We start from the raw sequence: 16,636 nt of genomic DNA on the forward strand, positions 1-16,636 counted from the left end.
CGCTGGATGGCGCGACCGACGGGTGCCGACACGGGTCCGAGCGTGTTGTGTCAGCTGACGAGTGAGACGGCCCCGAGCACGGCGTCGAGCTCGCTGCTGACGACATCGGCCACGACTTCGCGGAAAGCCTGTACCAGTGGCTCCCGCGAGTCCGCTGCGGAGATCAGGGCGAGGCTCGTGGGGCGGGCGTCGGGGAGTGGCAGGAATCGGACGCCGGGATGATTCCACAGTGCGGCCGAGTTCGTGGACATGGTGTCCACGGTCCCGCTGTAGGCCACCGCGGCGAGGGATTCGCGTGCCGAACTCACTTCGATCGAGCGGAGCGGTGGACCGCCGCGGTAGGCGTCGAGCGACCAATGGGCCCGCCATTCGCGCGGGGTCCCTGCGGCGGCGAGGGCGAACGAGTCGCCGAGCAGGTCGTCGACGTGCACCCGCGCCTCATTCGCGAGGCGATGGGTGGAGGAGAGAGCGGCGACCGGCATCTCGGAGTAGAGCGGATCGACCGTGACGCGCGGGTCGTCGACCGGGAGCCAGACGAAGGCGAGGTCGACGTCGCCCTCGATCACGCTGGAGACCTGGTGTGAGATGGAGAGTTCGACATAGCTCAGCGGAACCCGGGGATAGCGGCTGCGAAAAGTGGAGAGGAATCGATGCGTCAGAGGATCATCAGCGAAGGATCCCACCCGCAGGCGCTGCATCTCCATCATGCTTCTGCGTGCGGCCGCAGTCCCGGCGTCGAGGGATGACAGCGCATTCTCGGCATGCTCGCGAAAGCTGTCACCGGCGAGGGTGAGGGTCACGCGCCGACTCGTTCGTCGGAACAGGTCCATGCCGAGTTCGCGCTCGAGTCGAGATATCTGTGTGCTCACCACGGAGGCGGCGATGTTCTCCTGTTCGGCGGCTCGTCCGAAGTGAAGGGTCTCCGCAACGCGGAGGAAGTAGCGGAGTTGGCGAAGTTCCATCCGCCCCACCTCCGTTCGTCGGACCCGGCACGGGAATCATGCCGGGTGAGCCACACCGTACGCGCGGAGCGTTTCCCGGCCGATTCCTCCGCATGACGGATGTGTTACATATTGTTCGGTTTTCTCTTCCTGGCTGGTGTGATCACCCGGGCGTTGCGCCTTCCCCGGCAGTGCGCTATGGTCATACCGACCGAGTGCTCGGTCTGTACGTAGAACTCAATGAGGAGCGCCATGATCGACGACACCGCTGTCGGTGACTCACCCCAGCCCCCTACTTTCGCCGCACCCACGGTGCGCGCCCGGCCCGCCGTGGTCACCACGATGGTGCTCGCCCGCCTGGGCCTCATGCTTCCCCTGTCGACAGTCATCTCCGCCGCACTCGTGCTGAAGCTGCAATCTCTGATGCCGCAGGACGAGGTGATCGGCACGCTCGGTCTGATCACGTCGATCGGCGCGCTGTCCGCGCTGTTCTTCGACCCGGTGTTCGGGCGAATCAGCGACCGGACGATGAGCCGGTTCGGGCGGCGTCGGCCTTGGATGATCGTCGGCATGGCGGGTCTCCTGGTCGCATTGCTGATCATGGCCATCGCGCCTACGGCTCTGGTCGTCGGCGCGGGGTGGATCCTCGCGCAGATCACGGCGAATGCGGCAATCGCCGCGCACACCGCATCCATCGCCGATCAGCTCCCCTCTTCGCAGCGCGGCAAGGTCGCCGGAGCCATCGGCATCGCCCAGCAGGCCGCGACCCTCGGCGCCGCCTACGCCGCGCAGTTCTTCGCCACGCAACTGCTGCTTCTCTTCCTGATCCCCGGAGTGGTCGGTTTCATCCTGGTGCTCATCTACGCGATCATGCTGCCCGACAAGCCGCGGCCCTTCCCCGCCCGTTCCGGCGGAGGCATCAGCACGGTGCTGAAGACGTTCTGGGTGAACCCGATCAAGAACCCCGACTTCGGACTCGCCTGGTGGTCGCGCTTCCTGGTCGTGCTGGCGAACTTCATGTTCATCACCTTCCGGCTGCTATGGATCCAGCACGAGATGAACCTCGAGCCTGCCGAAGCGGTGCGCATCATGGCGACGGGCGTCCTGGTCTTCACGATCGCCCTGATCGTCAGCGGCCAGATCGCCGGATGGCTCTCGGACAAGCTTGGACGGCGCAAGGTCTTCATCGTCGTCGCAGCGCTCATCTTCGCCGCCGGCACGATCCTTCTCACGCAGACGACGGAGCCCATGATGTTCTTCGTGGCGGAGGCCATCATCGGGGTCGGGTTCGGGGCCTACGTGGCTGTCGACCTCGCGCTCGTGCTGGATGTGCTGCCCGACCCGGAGGAGACGGCGAAAGACCTCGGTGTCTTCAATATCGCGATGGCCGGCCCCCAGGTGGTGGCGCCTGCGCTCGCCGCCTGGATCGTCGGCTTGAGCAGCGGGACCAACTACGACATCATGCTCATCATCGCCGGCGTGATAGCCGTTGTCGGTGCCGTGCTGATCATTCCCGTCCGAAGCGTGAGGTGAACCGATGACGATCCATGAGGAGGACGCCGCAGGAGTCGCCGCACTCGAGTCGGTCATCGCCGGTCTCGTTCGACGGCTGACGCTGGAAGCGAAGGTGCGGTTGCTCTCCGGCGCCGACAACTTCTCGCTGCACGCAGATGCGTCGATCGGTCTCGAAGGTCTCGTGCTCTCGGACGGCCCGACTGGGGTGCGTGGTGAGATCGTCGTCGGGGGTCGTGAGAGCTGTCTGCTGCCGAATGCGAGCCTGCTCGCGCAGACGTGGAATCCCGAGGCGCTCGCCGAAGCCGGGGGGATCCTGGCTGAGGAAGCAGAGGCGCAGCGTACGCACGTCGTGCTGGGGCCGACCATCAATCTGCACCGGTCGCCCCTGGGTGGCAGGCTCTTCGAGGCGTTCAGTGAGGACCCGCTGCTCACCGGCCGCCTGGCGAGTGCGTACATCAACGCGCTTCAGGAGCGGGGCGTCGGTGCCAGCGCCAAGCACTTCCTCGGCAATGAGTCCGAGACCGAGCGGACGACGGTTGATGTGCGGATGACGGCGAAGACGCTCAGGGAGGTGTACCTGACGCCCTTCGAGATCGCGGTCGACGATGCGAATCCTTGGACCGTGATGGCGGCGTACAACAGCGTGAACGGGGTTCCCTCGACGGAGCACCATGAGCTCATCACCCAGGTGTTGAAAGACGAGTGGGGCTACGACGGACTCGTCCTGTCGGACTGGTACGCCACGAAGACGGCCGCCGAGAGCGCTGCCGCGGGGCTCGACCTCGTGATGCCGGGCCCGACGACACCCTGGACGGAGTCGTTGCTGGAGGAGGTGCGCGCGGGCGCCGTCTCAGAAGTCGCGATCGATGATCACGTGCGGCGCCTGCTCCTGCTCGCCCATCGCGTGGGAGGCCTCGCCGCACCCCGCAGCTGGCCCGACTCCGTCGAGGCGCCCGCCGGTGCGCTGCGGCGCGCGCAGCTCCGGCGACTCGCAGCAGGTGGCATGGTCGTGATCAAGAACGTCGATGACACCCTTCCCCTCCGTGAGGATGCCGCGTACGCCCTCATCGGTCGCCATGCCACGGACACGATCGGTCAGGGCGGCGGATCCGCTCAGGTTCGCGCTCCGCACGTCGTCACGATCGTCGAAGGGATGACGGCGCGCCTCGGTGCCGACCACGTCATCTTCACAGACGGCGTGGAGACGCGTAAGACGCTGCCCACCGTGAAGCCCACGCTCGTGCGTGATCCCGAAACGGGGGAGCACGGCATCCGCGTGCGGGTCTTCGACGACGCCGGCGATTTCGTGCACAGCCGCCATCTCGAAGTGGCGGAGCTCGAGGACAGCCAGATCGGATGGCTCGAGGGGGCTGCCCGCATCGAGCTGAGCGCGACTCTGGACATCCGGGAGGGCCGGATGGTGCAGCTCGGAACTCGGGGCCCCGGGAACTGGCATCTGGTCACCGAGGGGCATGAGAGCAGCTACCGGATCGACTATCACCCCGGTCCTGGGGGCGGTTTCTTCCGCCCGAAGAGTCATGCCACGGCAGTGCGAGTGGAGCCGGGGCAATTGGTTACTGCGACCGTGGAGAGGGATTCGCTGCCGCGCATCCTCGGCCTGGTCGTCAGCGAGGCGGTGCGATCGTCGGCCTCCGCGATCGCCGCCGCCTCTGCAGCGGCTCGGACCGCCGATGTGGCTGTCGTCGTCGTGGGCTTCACTCCCGACCAGGAGACCGAAGGCGAGGACAAGAACACGCTGTCGCTGCCCGGCGATCAGGATGCTCTCGTCGCGGCGGTCGCGAACGTCGCGGCGCGCACCGTGGTCGTCATCAACGCCGCCACACCAGTGCTCATGCCCTGGATCGCTGATGTCGACGCTGTGCTGTTCACCGGTCTCCCCGGTCAGGAAGCGGGGGATGCGGTCGCGGCTGCGCTCCTGGGTGACGTCCTTCCGGAGGGTCGTCTGGTCACCACCTTCCCCGTGGGCAACCACCGCGGACCGGCGTGGAGCACCACGCCTCGACGGGGTGTCCTGGAGTATGCCGAGGGAACGTCGATCGGCCATCGCGGCTGGTTCGGGAGTGGGGAGGCGCCGGCCTTCTGGTTCGGGCACGGGCTGGGGCTCACCACGTGGGAGTACTCGGAGGCGCAGATCGTGCGGTCGTCCGATGGGCGGATCGATGCTGTCGACGTCACGGTGCGCAACTCCGGTCGGCTCGACGGTCGTGAGACCGTGCAGATCTACTTCGACCCGGAGAGCGATGACGAGCCGATCCGCCTGATCGGCTGGGGGCAGTCTGATGTGCTTCCCGCTCAGGAAGTCAGGATTCGAGCCACATGCGACCTCCGGCTCCAGCGTCGCTGGGACCAGGACGCGCAGCGGTGGGTACCGCTTCGAGCGGGATCTGTGCTCATAGGTCGAGGCTTGGGAGACGTCCGCGTTACGATTCCCTGAGGCCGGTTGACAGTGCACCGTCAGTCGGTTTCGATCCCCGTCGAGAGAGGCATCCTTGTCCTTCCCCCCGAGATACGCGCCTGACACCCGCAAGCGTCGTGTGAGACGATCTGCCGCGGAGACGCAGCAGCAGATCGTCGGCACCGCTGTGGAACAGATCGCCGAGGTCGGTTTTCATAAGATGTCGATCGCGGATGTCGCGGCCGCCAGCGGAATCTCCCAGTCGGGTCTGCTGCATCACTTCCCCTCGAAGGTCGCATTGCTTGCAGCGATTCTGGAGCAGCGTGAGCGGGACGACAATGGTTTCCTGTTCGGCGACGGCACGGTTCCGCTCGGGTGGGACGCGTTCGAGGCTCTCGTGCCTCTGACGGCCCGCAACTCGACCCGCCCGGAGTGGGTGGGCGTGTTCGTCCGCGTGTCGGCGGAGGCCACCGAGCCCGACCATCCGGCAAATGAATGGCTGCGAGATCACTACGCCAGCGCACGAGCGTGGTTGGGTGACGCCGTGGAACAGGGGAAGCAGTCGGGCGTGATCCGCGCGGATGCTCCCACAGAGCTGCTGGTCGGAAACACGATCGCGGTGCTCGACGGCATTCAACAGCAATGGTTGGTCGACCGGCGCATCGACATGGTGAGTCAGGTATCCGCTCACATCGCCGGTCTCCGAGTGTGCTGGGAGCTCGGTCCTTCGTCTTCGTGACGGCGCTGAACGGCGCACTCGCCGGTCAGGGCAGAAGCACCTGCGCCACCGTGATGGCGGCGACTGTCAGGACCATGATCGCGAAGGCCTTCTGCAGGAACACATTGCTCATGCGCTTCGCGAGCAGCGCTGTCCCGAACGATGCCACCATCGAGGGAACGACGAAGGCGATGATCAGCCCCCAGTCAAGGTTCGACACCCCCGCGTGCGCCGTGATGCCGGCCAATGAGTTGATCATGGCGATGACCAGTGAGGTGCCGATCGCCAGCCTCATGGACATTCCGAGCAGGAAGACCAGAGCGGGAACGGTGATGAAGCCGCCTCCGATGCCGAGCAGGCCGGTCAGGAAACCCACGAGCAGCCCGACAGCGATTCCCCGCAGGGCCCACAGTTTCGGTCGGCGGTCGTTGCCTGTGGCATGAGGCCGTCCGCGGAGCATCTGCACGCCGGAGGCCACCATCAGAAGAGCGAAGAGTAGGAGGAGCATCTCCTCCGAGATGAGCCGGCCGACGAGCGTGCCGCCGAATGCCGCGACCACGCCCGCTCCCGCGACGGGCAACACCATCTTCCAGTCGACGCCGCCTCGCAGGCGCGGCACCAGTGCGGCCAGAGGGCCGATCGCTCCCACGACGAGGGAGGTCGATATCGCCGAGGAGACCGGGAGCCCCACGATGTAGACCAGGGCGGGGACGGTCAGAATTCCGCCACCAGCCCCCAGCAATCCGGTGAGTGCCCCGATGACCACTCCGAGAGCGATGATCACGATGAGCACTGGGGTCTCCTTCTGTCAGGCGTCTCGACAGCCGAGGTGACAGCGTCGCGGCGTCGCGTGGAAGCCACTGTAACATACAGACCGTGCGCACGGTCTGTATCGGGGTCACTTATCGCCGCCGATACATGGCGCGGAGTCGCGTCGATCGCGTGTGCGAATGTAAAGCTACATGTTGTAGAGTTAAGATGCACGAAAACTGAACAGACTACGGCGGGCCATGGTCGTCACCAGGGCTCGCCGTCGTCGTCTGTTCGTGCAGAGCGCGGACCGCGGGCACCCCGCACGTGGCCGCTCACATGAGAGGAGCGGAAGATGGGGCTTCTGGGCGCGGTGCGCAGGCGGAATCGGCAGGATGCGGTGGCGGGGAGCCGATCGCGGTCCTCGCGCCTCGAAGTGGTCGTGTCCCAGCGGACGGTCGTCTCCGACCGTGCAGTGCTGCTTCACCTTCGGCTCATGCGGGCCGATGCCACGATCACGATCGAGCCGGGCTCTCATGTCGACCTCCACCTGACGGGAACGCTGATCCGTCAATACTCTCTCGTCGACGCGTCGCCTGAAGAGGGAGTCATCTCGGTGTGCGTGCAGAAGGAGGATCTAGGGCGCGGCGCATCACGTCACGTGCATGACAATGTGGGCGTCGGCGATCGGCTGCACATCTCTCCGCCGCGCAACACCTTCGCATTGAAGTCCGGAGCGTCGAGATCATTTCTGCTCGCGGGCGGAGTCGGAATCACTCCGCTTGTGTCGATGGCCGAGTCGCTGCATCGCAGCGCGAGTGCCTTCGAGCTGCACGCGTACGCCCCACGTGCTGCTTCCCTCCCGCTGCTCGAGCAGCTGCGGTCGGGCTCGTTCGCAGCATCGGTTTTCCCGCACTTCAGTGATGAGGGTGACTCCTTCCGTGAGAGTGGGCCGCGCGGCCTCCTCGAGCCGACGGCCGACGGCATGATCTACGCGTGCGGGCCGGAGGGGTTCATCGCGCTCGCGCGAGAGCGGGCACTGGAGTATGGGTGGCGCGACGACCAGTTCGTCACGGAGCGCTTCTCCTCGGCAGCGCCGCCTCGCTCTTCTGCGGATGGGGCGTTCACCGTGGTCGCCGCATCGACCGGACAAGCAATGAGGGTGGAGGCCACCGAGTCGATCGCTTCCGTGCTCGAGCGCCACGGGTATGAGACGTACCGCAGCTGTGGGCAGGGGGTCTGCGGATCATGCATCGTGCCGGTGCTGGCGGGTGTGCCCGATCATCGGGACCACGTGCAGAGCGAGCGGGAACACGCCACGCACTCTCAGATCAACGTGTGCTGTTCGCGTTCACTCACCGCCGAGCTGACGCTCGACATCTAAGTGATCAGGATCGGTCCAAACTCCATTAATGCAGTTGACATAACCGATGCATCGTATGCACTAATGGGATCATGACAATCATCGTTCACGGCGCCACCGGCGCTCAAGGTTCCCCTGTTCTTGCTGCTCTGCTCGCGGCGGGACACACCCCGACGGCTGCAGTGCGCGACAGTGCCAAGGCGACCGCACCTGCAATCTCCATTGACAACACCTCTGTGGAGTCGCTGGTGCAGGCCTACACCGGTGCGGACGCGGTCTTCGTGCACCTGCCGCTCGCCAGCCCCGACCAGCAACTCGCTTACGCCCAGGCGATCGGTGAGGCTGTCTCTCAGGCGCGTCCTGGTCGAGTGGTGTTCTCGACCAGCGGCTATCCCACCGAGCTTCCCGACGGAACGCTGACGGCGCACGGCGTGCTCGCGGCGGCCCTGGCGGAGTCGGGTGTCTCGTACGCGGTCATCGCTCCCCGTATCTTCCTGGAGAACCTCCTGCTGCCGGTCACGCTGGGCCCGGCTCGGGAAGACGGAGCGCTGCACTACCCGATTCGCGATGACTACCCCGTCTCTTGGGTGTCGCACCTCGATATGGCCGACATCGCCGTCGCACTGCTGACGGACGACTCGGTCACGGGTGTTGTCACTGCCGGCGCGCTTCCTCCTCAGCTCGGAGCAGATCTCGCCGAGGGCTTTGCTCGGTACTTCGACAAGCCCGTCGTGTTCGAGGCACAGGAGCCCGAGGCTTACGGCGAACTGATCATCCCGATGTTCGGGGCGGATGCTGCGCGCCCCGTGGTCGACTCGTACCACTTCCGGTGGACCCAGCCCGGAGAGGTGATCGACGAAGAGCGCTCCGCGCAGAAGCTTCTCGGCATCACTCCGCGGACCGTCGAGGCCTGGTTGCGAGACCTCGCCGTCTGATCGCTGTGACTGCACGGATGGTCTCGGTCGCTGTGGCAACCGAGACCATCCCCGTTCACACGGCGTTGAAGAACTTCCGCCAGGCGGGGATACGCCGGATCAGCAGCTGATCTACGGCCAGGATCACCAGCACGGACAGCCCGAACATGGGCAGGAAGACCCCCAGGGCGACCACGCTGACGAGCAGTGCGATGTTCCCGAACAGGGGCAGACGCGCGCGCGGCGCTGCCATGCCGCTCGCGGTGCCGCGGCGACGCCACCACATGATGGGTGCGGAGATGCACATGAAGATCACGGCAAGGCAGAAGAGCGTCGTCAGGATCGTGTTGATGGGGCCGAAATGCCGCCCTTCGTGGATCGCGATTCCGTGCGAGACGACCTGGGCGAGCGGGCTGTAGTCGTCGTAGCCGTATTGCGCGACGACCTCGCCGGAGTACTGATCGACGTGCACCGTCTGCTCGAGGGTGACATCGGACTCCGCGGGGTTGCCCTGCTGGTACCACTGGCTGCTCATCACGCTGAACACCCCAGTCTCGTCCACGGGGTAGATCACGTAGTAGGGGCTCGGCGCGCCCTCGGCCTCGGCGGCAGCGATGGCGGCGTCGATCGAGACGCCTGCACCCTCTCCGTCGCTTTGCCCGGTCGGCCCCATGCCCACCGCCCAGCCGGCGGGGGCGTTGGATCCGTCGGTCTGTTCGATCAGGTCCTTCATCGTCGACTCAGCCCCGGGGTCGGCGCCCCACAGCGAGGACCCGCCGGTTGCTGCGACCTTTTCGGACACGCTGCCCCACAGGCCGGTCCAGGGGAGTCCGGAGATGACGAGCATCAGGATTCCGAGGCCGACCGGAAGGCCGACGAGCGCATGCGCACTGCGCAGCCTCGCACCCTTCAGCTTCTTCTGCGCGGCCAGCTTTCGCGGCTTGCGCCCCAGGAAGAAGATCAGGAATCCGGTGATCGTCAGCACGATGGCCCAGCTGGCACCGAGCTCCATCAGCCGATCGCCGAAGTCTCCTGCAAGGAGATTCCCGTGGATTCGGATGAAGACGTCCGAGATGAGTTGATCGTCAGTCAGCGACCCGGTGACCACGGCCCGGTACGGGTCGACGTAGACATTCTGGGTGGTACCGTCGGGGAGCTCGGTGACGAAGACCGTCGAGCGGTCACCGAGACTGTCGAACAGTGAGACGACCGATCGGTCGGGGAACTCCTGCGCAACCGCCTCCTGCTGGGCGGACAGAGGCAGTCGTTCCGCGCCGTCCGGAACGGCGACCGTGATGACGCCCGGGTGCATCGTCGCGTCGATCTGCGCGCGGAACAGGTACGTCATGCCCGTCACGGCGAGCACGAAGAGGACGGGGATGACCAGGAGTGCTCCGTAGAAGTGCCAGCGCCAGAATGCGCCGAACCAGTTGATCCTTCTGGGGCGAGCACGCCCTGTCTTCTCTGGTGCACCGGTCGACTCGAAGTCGATCGTGGTCATCGTCGGGCCTTTCACTGGGCGGAATCAGATATCTACATAATGTAGTACTAAACTGAAGCCGTGATCGCCGCACCCTGGAACATCCTCCTCACTCTGCTCTTCGTGATGACCGCCATCATCTGTTTCTGGGGACTCGCCGCACGCTCGCGCACGCGGTCGGAGGGTTCCGCACTGACGGACACGGACCTGATCGACATCACGCACGGCATCATGAGCGTCGCGATGATCGTCATGACCTGGTGGACAGTATGGGATGCAGTAACCTGGGCGCAGGTGGCCATCTTCGCCATCCTGGCGTTGGCCCTGGTGCCCTCTTTCCGTGGGGCGAACGGAGCGAAGGCGGTCGACCTCGTCGGCCACATCGTGCTCGACGCTGCGATGATCTGGATGCTCGCCGCGATGCCCCTGCTCATGGCCGGGATGGACATGTCTGACGATGCCGGTGGGGCTCATGCGGAGCACCACGGCGGTGGCGGATTCGCCCTTGAGTCGACGCCTGTGTGGGCGGACGCTGTCAATGGGATGTTCATCGCCTTGTGCGTCGCCGCCACGGTGTGGTGGATCTGGCGCCTGTTTCGGTCGTCGCATCATCGCATTCACTCTGTCTGTCACATCGCGATGGCGGCGGGCATGGGGTGGATGCTGGTGCTGATGAACGGCTGACTGCGCGGCGAAGTCACGCGTGCGGGTGAGGCGGGAGTCCGGCCTCACCCGCACGCGTGACTGTCGATCAGCTTTGGCCCCAGAAGGCGTCTTCGCTGGTGCCGTCTTCGGAGAACAGGTGGACTGCGACGATCTTGCCGTCGCGAACCGTGAGCAGGTCGACGCCGGCCATGTCCATCGAGGTGCCCGTGCGGGTGCCCGAGAATCGCACGGGAAGCGCGACCATCTCGCCGTTGACCATCGCCGGACCGGTGACGACGAGGGCGAAGCTTCCTTCGCTCGCCTCCATCATGCCGCCGAGGAGGGCGCCGACGCCATCGATGCCCGTGTGCTGGCCGGAGAACCGGTGGCCGCCGGGCTGGTACCAGACGACGTCGGGGCTGAACTGCGCCATCACGGTGGGAATGTCACCCTTGGCGAGCGCGTCGAAGTACGTGGTGGCGATGCCGGCGGGGGTGGTGTCAGTCATGATTCTCTCCTTGGATGAGTGGTACGTCACCATGGTTACATATGGTAACCTGTTACCTCAACGTAACTAAGGGAGTGGGTTTCCGAAATGGCTGATCCTGTCTGGAACGTGATGCTGGCGACGTGTCCATCGCGCACATCGTTGGCACGGGTGGCCAACAAGTGGACAGCCATGATCGTGATCGCTCTGAGTGACGGGCCGGCGCGGTTCGGAACGATCCGAGATCGCGTCGGCGGCATCAGCGCGAAGGTGCTCGCGGAGACGCTTCGCGATCTGGAGCGCGATGGTCTTCTGACGCGCACGGCCTACGACGAGATGCCGCCCCGTGTCGAGTACGCGCTGACTCCGCTCGGGCTCACGCTGCGCGAGCCGTTGACCGCGCTGGGATTGTGGGCGGAGAGTCACATCGAAGAGGTGCTCGTGGCGCGAGAGGCGTACGACCTGCGTTAGTCAGGGGAGTCAGCGCGAGCCGCGCACCTTCTGGATACGGAGGCTGTTGTAGACGACGAACACCGAGGACAGCGACATCGCGGCGGCGGCGATCAGAGGGTTGAGCAGGCCCGCGGCGGCGATAGGAATCGCCGCGACGTTGTAACCGAACGCCCAGACGAGGTTCATCTTGATCGTCCGCAGCGTTTTGCGCGAGATCGCGATCGCGTCGGGAATGACGAGCAGGTCATCCCGGACCAGGATGATGTCGGCCGCTTTGAGGGCGATGTCCGTGCCGGTGACGATCGCGAGGCCGAGGTCGGCGGTGGCCAGAGCGACCGCGTCATTGACGCCGTCGCCGACCATCGCGACGCGCTTGCCCTGAGCCTGCAGTGTCGAGATCACGTCCGCCTTCTGCGCCGGAAGCACCCCGGCGTGGACCCCATCAACGCCGAGCTCGGCAGCGATGCGCGCCGCAGCCGCCGGAGAGTCGCCGGTGAGCAGCAGGATCTCCAGCCCCTGCTCGCGGAGAGCCTTGACAGCGTCAGCCGCGCGAGGGTTGAGGGAATCCGACAGCGCGAGCACGCCGATCACGACATCGTCAGCGGCGACGAGCACGGTCGTGTGGCCATCGTTCTCGAAACGTTCGACGGCCGCGCGGGCCTCGGCCGGGAAGCGCACCGCCTCGCTTTCGATCAGTGAGACGTTGCCGATGACGACACGGGTGCCGTCGATCGTGGCGACAGCGCCGAGTCCTGGCTTCGCCGTGAATTCGCTGAGCGGGCGCAGATCGGTCGAGAACGGTGCGGCCGCACGCTCGATGGCGCGTGCGATCGCGTGCTCCGAGCCGCGTTCGGCGGAGGCGGCGAGCATCCACATCTCGTGCGGCTCCACGTCGAACACCGCCGTGTCCTGCACCGTCATCGTGCCGGTGGTGAGTGTGCCCGTCTTGTCGAGAACCACGGTCGTGACCGTGCCTGATGCCTCCAGAGCGTCGTGCCCCTTGATCAGGATGCCGAGCGTCGCAGCGCGCCCGATGCCGACCATCAGCGCGGTGGGGGTAGCGAGTCCGAGCGCACAGGGGCAGGCGATGATCAGCACGCTGATCCCGACGCCGATTGCCTTGTCGTCGGGGGCGCCGCTCAGTGCCCACGCGATCCCGACGACGATGGCGAGTCCGATCACTACGGGAACGAACCAGGTCACCACGCGGTCGACCAGCTTCTGCACATCGGCCTTGCGGGCCTGCGCCTGCTCGGTGAGCGCAGCCATCTGGGCGAGCTGGGTGTGCGCGCCGACTGAGGTCGCCTGCACCTCGAGCCGGCCGTCGGTGCTGATGGTGCCGCCGGTGATGGTGTCTCCGCTGGTGACCGAGATCGGCATCGGCTCGCCCGTCATCATGCTCGCGTCGACGGCTGCGCTACCGCTCAGGACGACACCATCAGCGGGGACGGTCTCGCCAGGCAGGAGCACGAACACGTCACCGGAGCGCAGCTGGCCGGCCGGCTCCACCGTCTCGACCCCGTCGCGCAGCACTCGCACATGCGTGGCAGCGAGTGCGCTCAGTGCGCCGAGCACGTCTCCGGCCTTCCGGCGGGAGCGTGTCTCGAAGTATCTGCCTGCGAGCTGGAAGGTGGTCATGCCCGCGGCCACATCGAGGTAGATCGAGTCGGCGCCCTCGGGGGTCGAGCCGAAGCCGAGCCAATAGCCCTCCGACCCGGCACCCACGCCGAACAGCAGCGTCGCCACCGCCCAGCCGAACGACGCCGCGATGCCGAGGGACACCAGCGTGTCCATGCTCACCATGCCGTGACGCAGGTTGCGGAAGGTGGCGCGGTGGAACGGCCACGCGGCCCACGTCACGATCGGCAGTGCGAGCAGGACGCAGACCCACTCCCAGCCGGGGAATCGCCATCCGGGCACGAGGGCCAGGACCAGGGTGATGTCCATCAGCGGGACGGTCAGGAGGGCGGCCACTGCCAGCCGTCGCCGGAGCGAGGAGATTCGGAACTCGGTGGCACGCTGCGACCAGGCATCATCCGACCCGTCTCGCAGATGGGCGCCATAGCCCGCGCTCTCGATCTGCGCGATCGCGCGTGCCGACTCCTCGGTCGAGATGCCGGTCAACACTGCCCGCTCCGTCGCGTAGTTGACGGTTGCGGTGACGCCGTCGAGCTTGTTCAGAGCGCGTTCGACACGGCCAGCGCACGCCGCGCAGGTCATGCCGGAGACGTCGAGCTCGAGGGGGGTTTCGAGCAGCTGCACGGTCTGAGTGTTCATCGCTGTGGCTCCTTCTCGGGCTCCGGGCCCGGGCGTAGTTCATCGCTCGCTGCGGAGCGGGCGGAGAGCTGGCGCAGCATCTCGTTGTAGGCGTCGAACTCCACATCCCTCCCCGTGTCGAGGTGCCGGTCCTTGCGCCGTGCTTCCTTCGAGTCCTGGCGACCCCATTGGATCAGAAGCACGATGATGACGATAAGGAGCGGGATCTCTCCTCCCGCCCAGGCGACGCCGCCCGCGAGATACTGCTGTGCGGGAAGGTCGGCCCACGGGAGCTTGAGGTAGAGGTAGAAATTCTCGGCGATCAGGGTCGTGCTCGTCATCAGGATGATGCCGAAGAACGCGTGGAAGGGCATGGCGGCCAGCGCGTACCCCAGCTTTCCCACATGGGGGAGTGGGCGGGGCGGGCGATCGACGCCGATGATGAGGCTGTAGTACAGGTAGCCGACGATCAGAAAGTGGAGATTCATCAACTGATGCGCCCAGTGGAAGCGCATGTACTCGCCGAAGATCCCCGTGAGGTACAGCCCGTAGTAGGAGCCGATGAACACCACGAACACGATCAGGGGGTTGTAGAGGAATTGGAGGACCCGCCAGTGCAGCACCCAGGTGATCCAGTCGTGCGGCCCCACGGCTGATCCGGGCACCGAGCGCGTGGCGCGCAGCAGCAGCGTGACGATCCCGCCCAGCACGAGCATGCCGGGGGCCAGCATGTTGAGGCTCATATGGACGATCATGTGGATACCGAAGTCCGGTGCGGAGTACTTGCCGAACCCTGAGCTGGTGGCGAAGATGATGATCGCCCAGCCCAGCAGCCAGGCGACGGTTCTGCCGGGGGGCCACTGGTCGCCGCGCCGGTGGAGCGCGCGCACTGCCAGGAGGTAGACGACGACGGCTGCCGTCGCGATCGTCAGGAACAGAACGTTCGGTCGCCAATGGCCGAACAGCACCTCGATGCTCGGTGGATCCGCGACCTCGAAACCCATGAACGTCTGCGAGATGCTCGTGGGCACGAAGTACTGCGGCGGGGGCTGCCGGGTCATCGCGGCTGTGGCGCCTATCCATGCGATGACGCCGAAGGATGCGACCGAGAGGCAGGAGACGATGTGTGCCGCGCGAACGCGTGCGCGACGCCAGAGCGAGCGAAGCGTGATCAGGGGGAGCGCGACGATGAGGAGGGCAGCCCATCGCCCCACGATCAGCCAGCCGGTCAAGGACCCGAGAAGGGGCGTTCCGGCGAGCTTGAAGAAGGTGATGACGACGTCCGAGGCGGCGATGACCGGTAGCAGGATCGCCGCCAGGACGAAGAGTCGCCGAAGGGACTCCGGGTCGATGAATCGACCGGAGCACACCCGCAGCCAGTAGACCGCGACGACGCCGAAGAGCAGATTTATCGCGAGCGATTGGAAGACGGCGGCATCGCCGCCGAAGTCATGATCGGGGCCGACGAGGATCTGGCCCGACACGACGGGAGCCAGCGTGGCGAGGAACGATGCCCACAAGGGGATCAGCATCCCTGTCCAGCGGTCGACGAAGAACGATGCGAACAGCACCACAAGAGCTCCCGCACAGCTGATCGTCCAGGCGGCGGGCGGGTAGCTCGCCTCGAACAGGAACGCGATCGTTCCCGGTTCGAGGATGCGGGAGAGGGGCACGCCGCTGGTGTCGAATGCTTCGAACACGGCCAGCCCGGCGGCGCTCGCTGCCCAGACCGACGCGGTGACTCGGAGAACGCGGAGCTCGAAGCCGTGCTCAAGACGCATCGCGCGCTTCGCAGGCGTGGCGCGGAGGAAGAGCAGGTGAGTGAGGATGCCCATGCTGAGCAGAATCCCGGTGTCGGCCGCCACCAGGAGAGCGGTGGTCGTCATACCGACGTCAAGGCCGGGAAAGGATTGGAAGAGTTTCTTGTATGGCGCGTCTCCGAGTGCGACCGTGATGCCAACAGGCAGGCCGACGCCGAAGAAGGCAGTGGCCAGGCCGCCCGCGATCAGGAGATGACGGGATGGGCGTAGCAGGGCGGGATCGCGGGGTACGTTCGGCGCAGGCTCTTCACGCATCGTGGCTTACAGGCCACGAACCCACTTCGTACCCGGCCTCACCCACCGCGGCTTCCCAAGAGCTCCGGTCCACCGGGAGATCGTGGGTGACGCTCACGCGTCCCGTTGCCGCATCAGCGACGACATTCTGGACGCCGGGAAGTCGGGACAGCTCTGATCCCACCGCATGCTCGCAGTGCTCGCACGTCATTCCGGTGACCTCAAATGTGAACTGCGACATTTTCACTCCACTCGCTTTGCTGGGAACAAGTCTACATCGTGTAGTTTTAGCACCGCGCCGCGAAGGCGAAGATAACTACCGGATGTAGCGTTAACACTACCTGCTTCGGATCTCGATGAGGTCCGTATCGCAGTTCCCAGAGAGGCGGAAGTGGAGAGGTGAGTCAGAGAGCGGAGTCGGAGCAGTGAGCATGACCTCGGCCATCATTCATCTGGTGGCGCTCCTGGTGCTGATCCTTGTCATCGGACTCACCGCGCCCCCGCGGGATCAGGATGACCACCCGTCCACTCTCGCTGAGGAGTGGGGCGAGGCGAGATTTCTCATCTATCGGATCCGCCGCAGGGTGCGCTCGGCGTGGTCATGGGTGCTCCGTGTATGCGGCTGGAAGCCTCGGGCCTGAGTA

Annotated in this window: 15 protein-coding genes; 8 read left to right on the forward strand and 7 right to left on the reverse strand. The window is 65.8% G+C overall.

From position 1 onward, the window contains the following. Positions 1-50: 50 nt before the first annotated feature. A complete protein-coding gene (locus RQG82_RS07650) occupies positions 51-962 on the reverse strand; it encodes a LysR substrate-binding domain-containing protein (protein ID WP_311258505.1) in 912 nt (303 codons plus the stop codon). A gap of 231 nt (positions 963-1,193) precedes the next feature. On the opposite strand from RQG82_RS07650, the gene RQG82_RS07655 reads away from it, so the two are divergent. The 3 genes from RQG82_RS07655 (at position 1,194) to RQG82_RS07665 (ending at position 5,611) form a co-directional block, all read left to right on the forward strand. Beyond that, positions 1,194-2,474 carry an MFS transporter gene (locus RQG82_RS07655; protein ID WP_311243616.1) on the forward strand — a complete coding sequence of 427 codons (1,281 nt, stop codon included), beginning with the start codon at positions 1,194-1,196 and terminating at the stop codon, positions 2,472-2,474. Positions 2,475-2,478: 4 nt separating this feature from the next. Then, a complete protein-coding gene (locus tag RQG82_RS07660; RefSeq protein ID WP_311258506.1) occupies positions 2,479-4,911 on the forward strand; it encodes a glycoside hydrolase family 3 C-terminal domain-containing protein in 2,433 nt (810 codons plus the stop codon). 100 nt (positions 4,912-5,011) lie between these two features. After that, the gene (locus tag RQG82_RS07665) at positions 5,012-5,611 is read left to right on the forward strand and encodes a TetR/AcrR family transcriptional regulator (protein WP_311258507.1); all 600 of its coding nucleotides are present in this window, start codon (positions 5,012-5,014) and stop codon (positions 5,609-5,611) included. A gap of 25 nt (positions 5,612-5,636) precedes the next feature. On the opposite strand, the gene RQG82_RS07670 is transcribed toward RQG82_RS07665, so the two are convergent. Beyond that, a complete protein-coding gene (locus tag RQG82_RS07670; RefSeq protein ID WP_311258508.1) occupies positions 5,637-6,383 on the reverse strand; it encodes a sulfite exporter TauE/SafE family protein in 747 nt (248 codons plus the stop codon). Between the two features lie 399 nt (positions 6,384-6,782). Between RQG82_RS07670 and RQG82_RS07675 the strand changes: the two genes are divergently transcribed. After that, entirely contained in the window at positions 6,783-7,724 is a 942-nt protein-coding gene (locus RQG82_RS07675; protein ID WP_311258509.1) for a PDR/VanB family oxidoreductase, read from the forward strand. Positions 7,725-7,795: 71 nt separating this feature from the next. Next, positions 7,796-8,638, forward strand: a complete 843-nt coding sequence (locus tag RQG82_RS07680) for an NAD(P)H-binding protein (RefSeq protein WP_311258510.1) — start codon at positions 7,796-7,798, stop codon at positions 8,636-8,638. Between the two features lie 55 nt (positions 8,639-8,693). Here RQG82_RS07680 and RQG82_RS07685 read toward each other — a convergent pair whose 3' ends face one another. After that, positions 8,694-10,118: a PepSY domain-containing protein gene (locus RQG82_RS07685; RefSeq protein WP_311258511.1), complete on the reverse strand. Its 1,425-nt coding sequence runs from the start codon at positions 10,116-10,118 to the stop codon at positions 8,694-8,696. A gap of 60 nt (positions 10,119-10,178) precedes the next feature. Here RQG82_RS07685 and RQG82_RS07690 point away from each other — a divergent pair, with 60 nt between their 5' ends. Next, on the forward strand, positions 10,179-10,781 hold the full coding sequence (locus RQG82_RS07690) for a DUF5134 domain-containing protein (protein ID WP_311258512.1): 603 nt from the start codon (positions 10,179-10,181) through the stop codon (positions 10,779-10,781). A 67-nt stretch (positions 10,782-10,848) separates the two neighbouring features. Here the strand turns inward: RQG82_RS07690 and RQG82_RS07695 are convergent, their stop codons facing one another. Then, positions 10,849-11,250: a nuclear transport factor 2 family protein gene (locus RQG82_RS07695; protein WP_311258513.1), complete on the reverse strand. Its 402-nt coding sequence runs from the start codon at positions 11,248-11,250 to the stop codon at positions 10,849-10,851. An 87-nt stretch (positions 11,251-11,337) separates the two neighbouring features. On the opposite strand from RQG82_RS07695, the gene RQG82_RS07700 reads away from it, so the two are divergent. Then, on the forward strand, positions 11,338-11,700 hold the full coding sequence (locus RQG82_RS07700) for a helix-turn-helix domain-containing protein (protein ID WP_311258514.1): 363 nt from the start codon (positions 11,338-11,340) through the stop codon (positions 11,698-11,700). Between the two features lie 9 nt (positions 11,701-11,709). Here RQG82_RS07700 and RQG82_RS07705 read toward each other — a convergent pair whose 3' ends face one another. The 3 genes from RQG82_RS07705 to RQG82_RS07715 all read right to left on the reverse strand — a co-directional run bounded on the left by RQG82_RS07705 (position 11,710) and on the right by RQG82_RS07715 (position 16,233). Further along, the gene (locus RQG82_RS07705) at positions 11,710-13,959 is read right to left on the reverse strand and encodes a heavy metal translocating P-type ATPase (protein ID WP_311258515.1); all 2,250 of its coding nucleotides are present in this window, start codon (positions 13,957-13,959) and stop codon (positions 11,710-11,712) included. Then, complete coding sequence (locus RQG82_RS07710; RefSeq protein ID WP_311258516.1) at positions 13,956-15,824, reverse strand: cytochrome c oxidase assembly protein; 1,869 nt, start codon at positions 15,822-15,824, stop codon at positions 13,956-13,958. Before RQG82_RS07710 ends, RQG82_RS07705 begins: the two co-directional genes overlap by 4 nt. Before the next feature lie 181 nt (positions 15,825-16,005). Then, entirely contained in the window at positions 16,006-16,233 is a 228-nt protein-coding gene (locus RQG82_RS07715; RefSeq protein ID WP_311258517.1) for a heavy metal-associated domain-containing protein, read from the reverse strand. 190 nt (positions 16,234-16,423) lie between these two features. On the opposite strand from RQG82_RS07715, the gene RQG82_RS07720 reads away from it, so the two are divergent. After that, positions 16,424-16,633 carry a hypothetical protein gene (locus RQG82_RS07720; RefSeq protein WP_285362853.1) on the forward strand — a complete coding sequence of 70 codons (210 nt, stop codon included), beginning with the start codon at positions 16,424-16,426 and terminating at the stop codon, positions 16,631-16,633. Positions 16,634-16,636 lie beyond the last annotated feature (3 nt).

The sequence above is a fragment of the Microbacterium sp. WCS2018Hpa-9 genome, assembly GCF_031843745.1.
Lineage (GTDB): Bacteria > Actinomycetota > Actinomycetes > Actinomycetales > Microbacteriaceae > Microbacterium.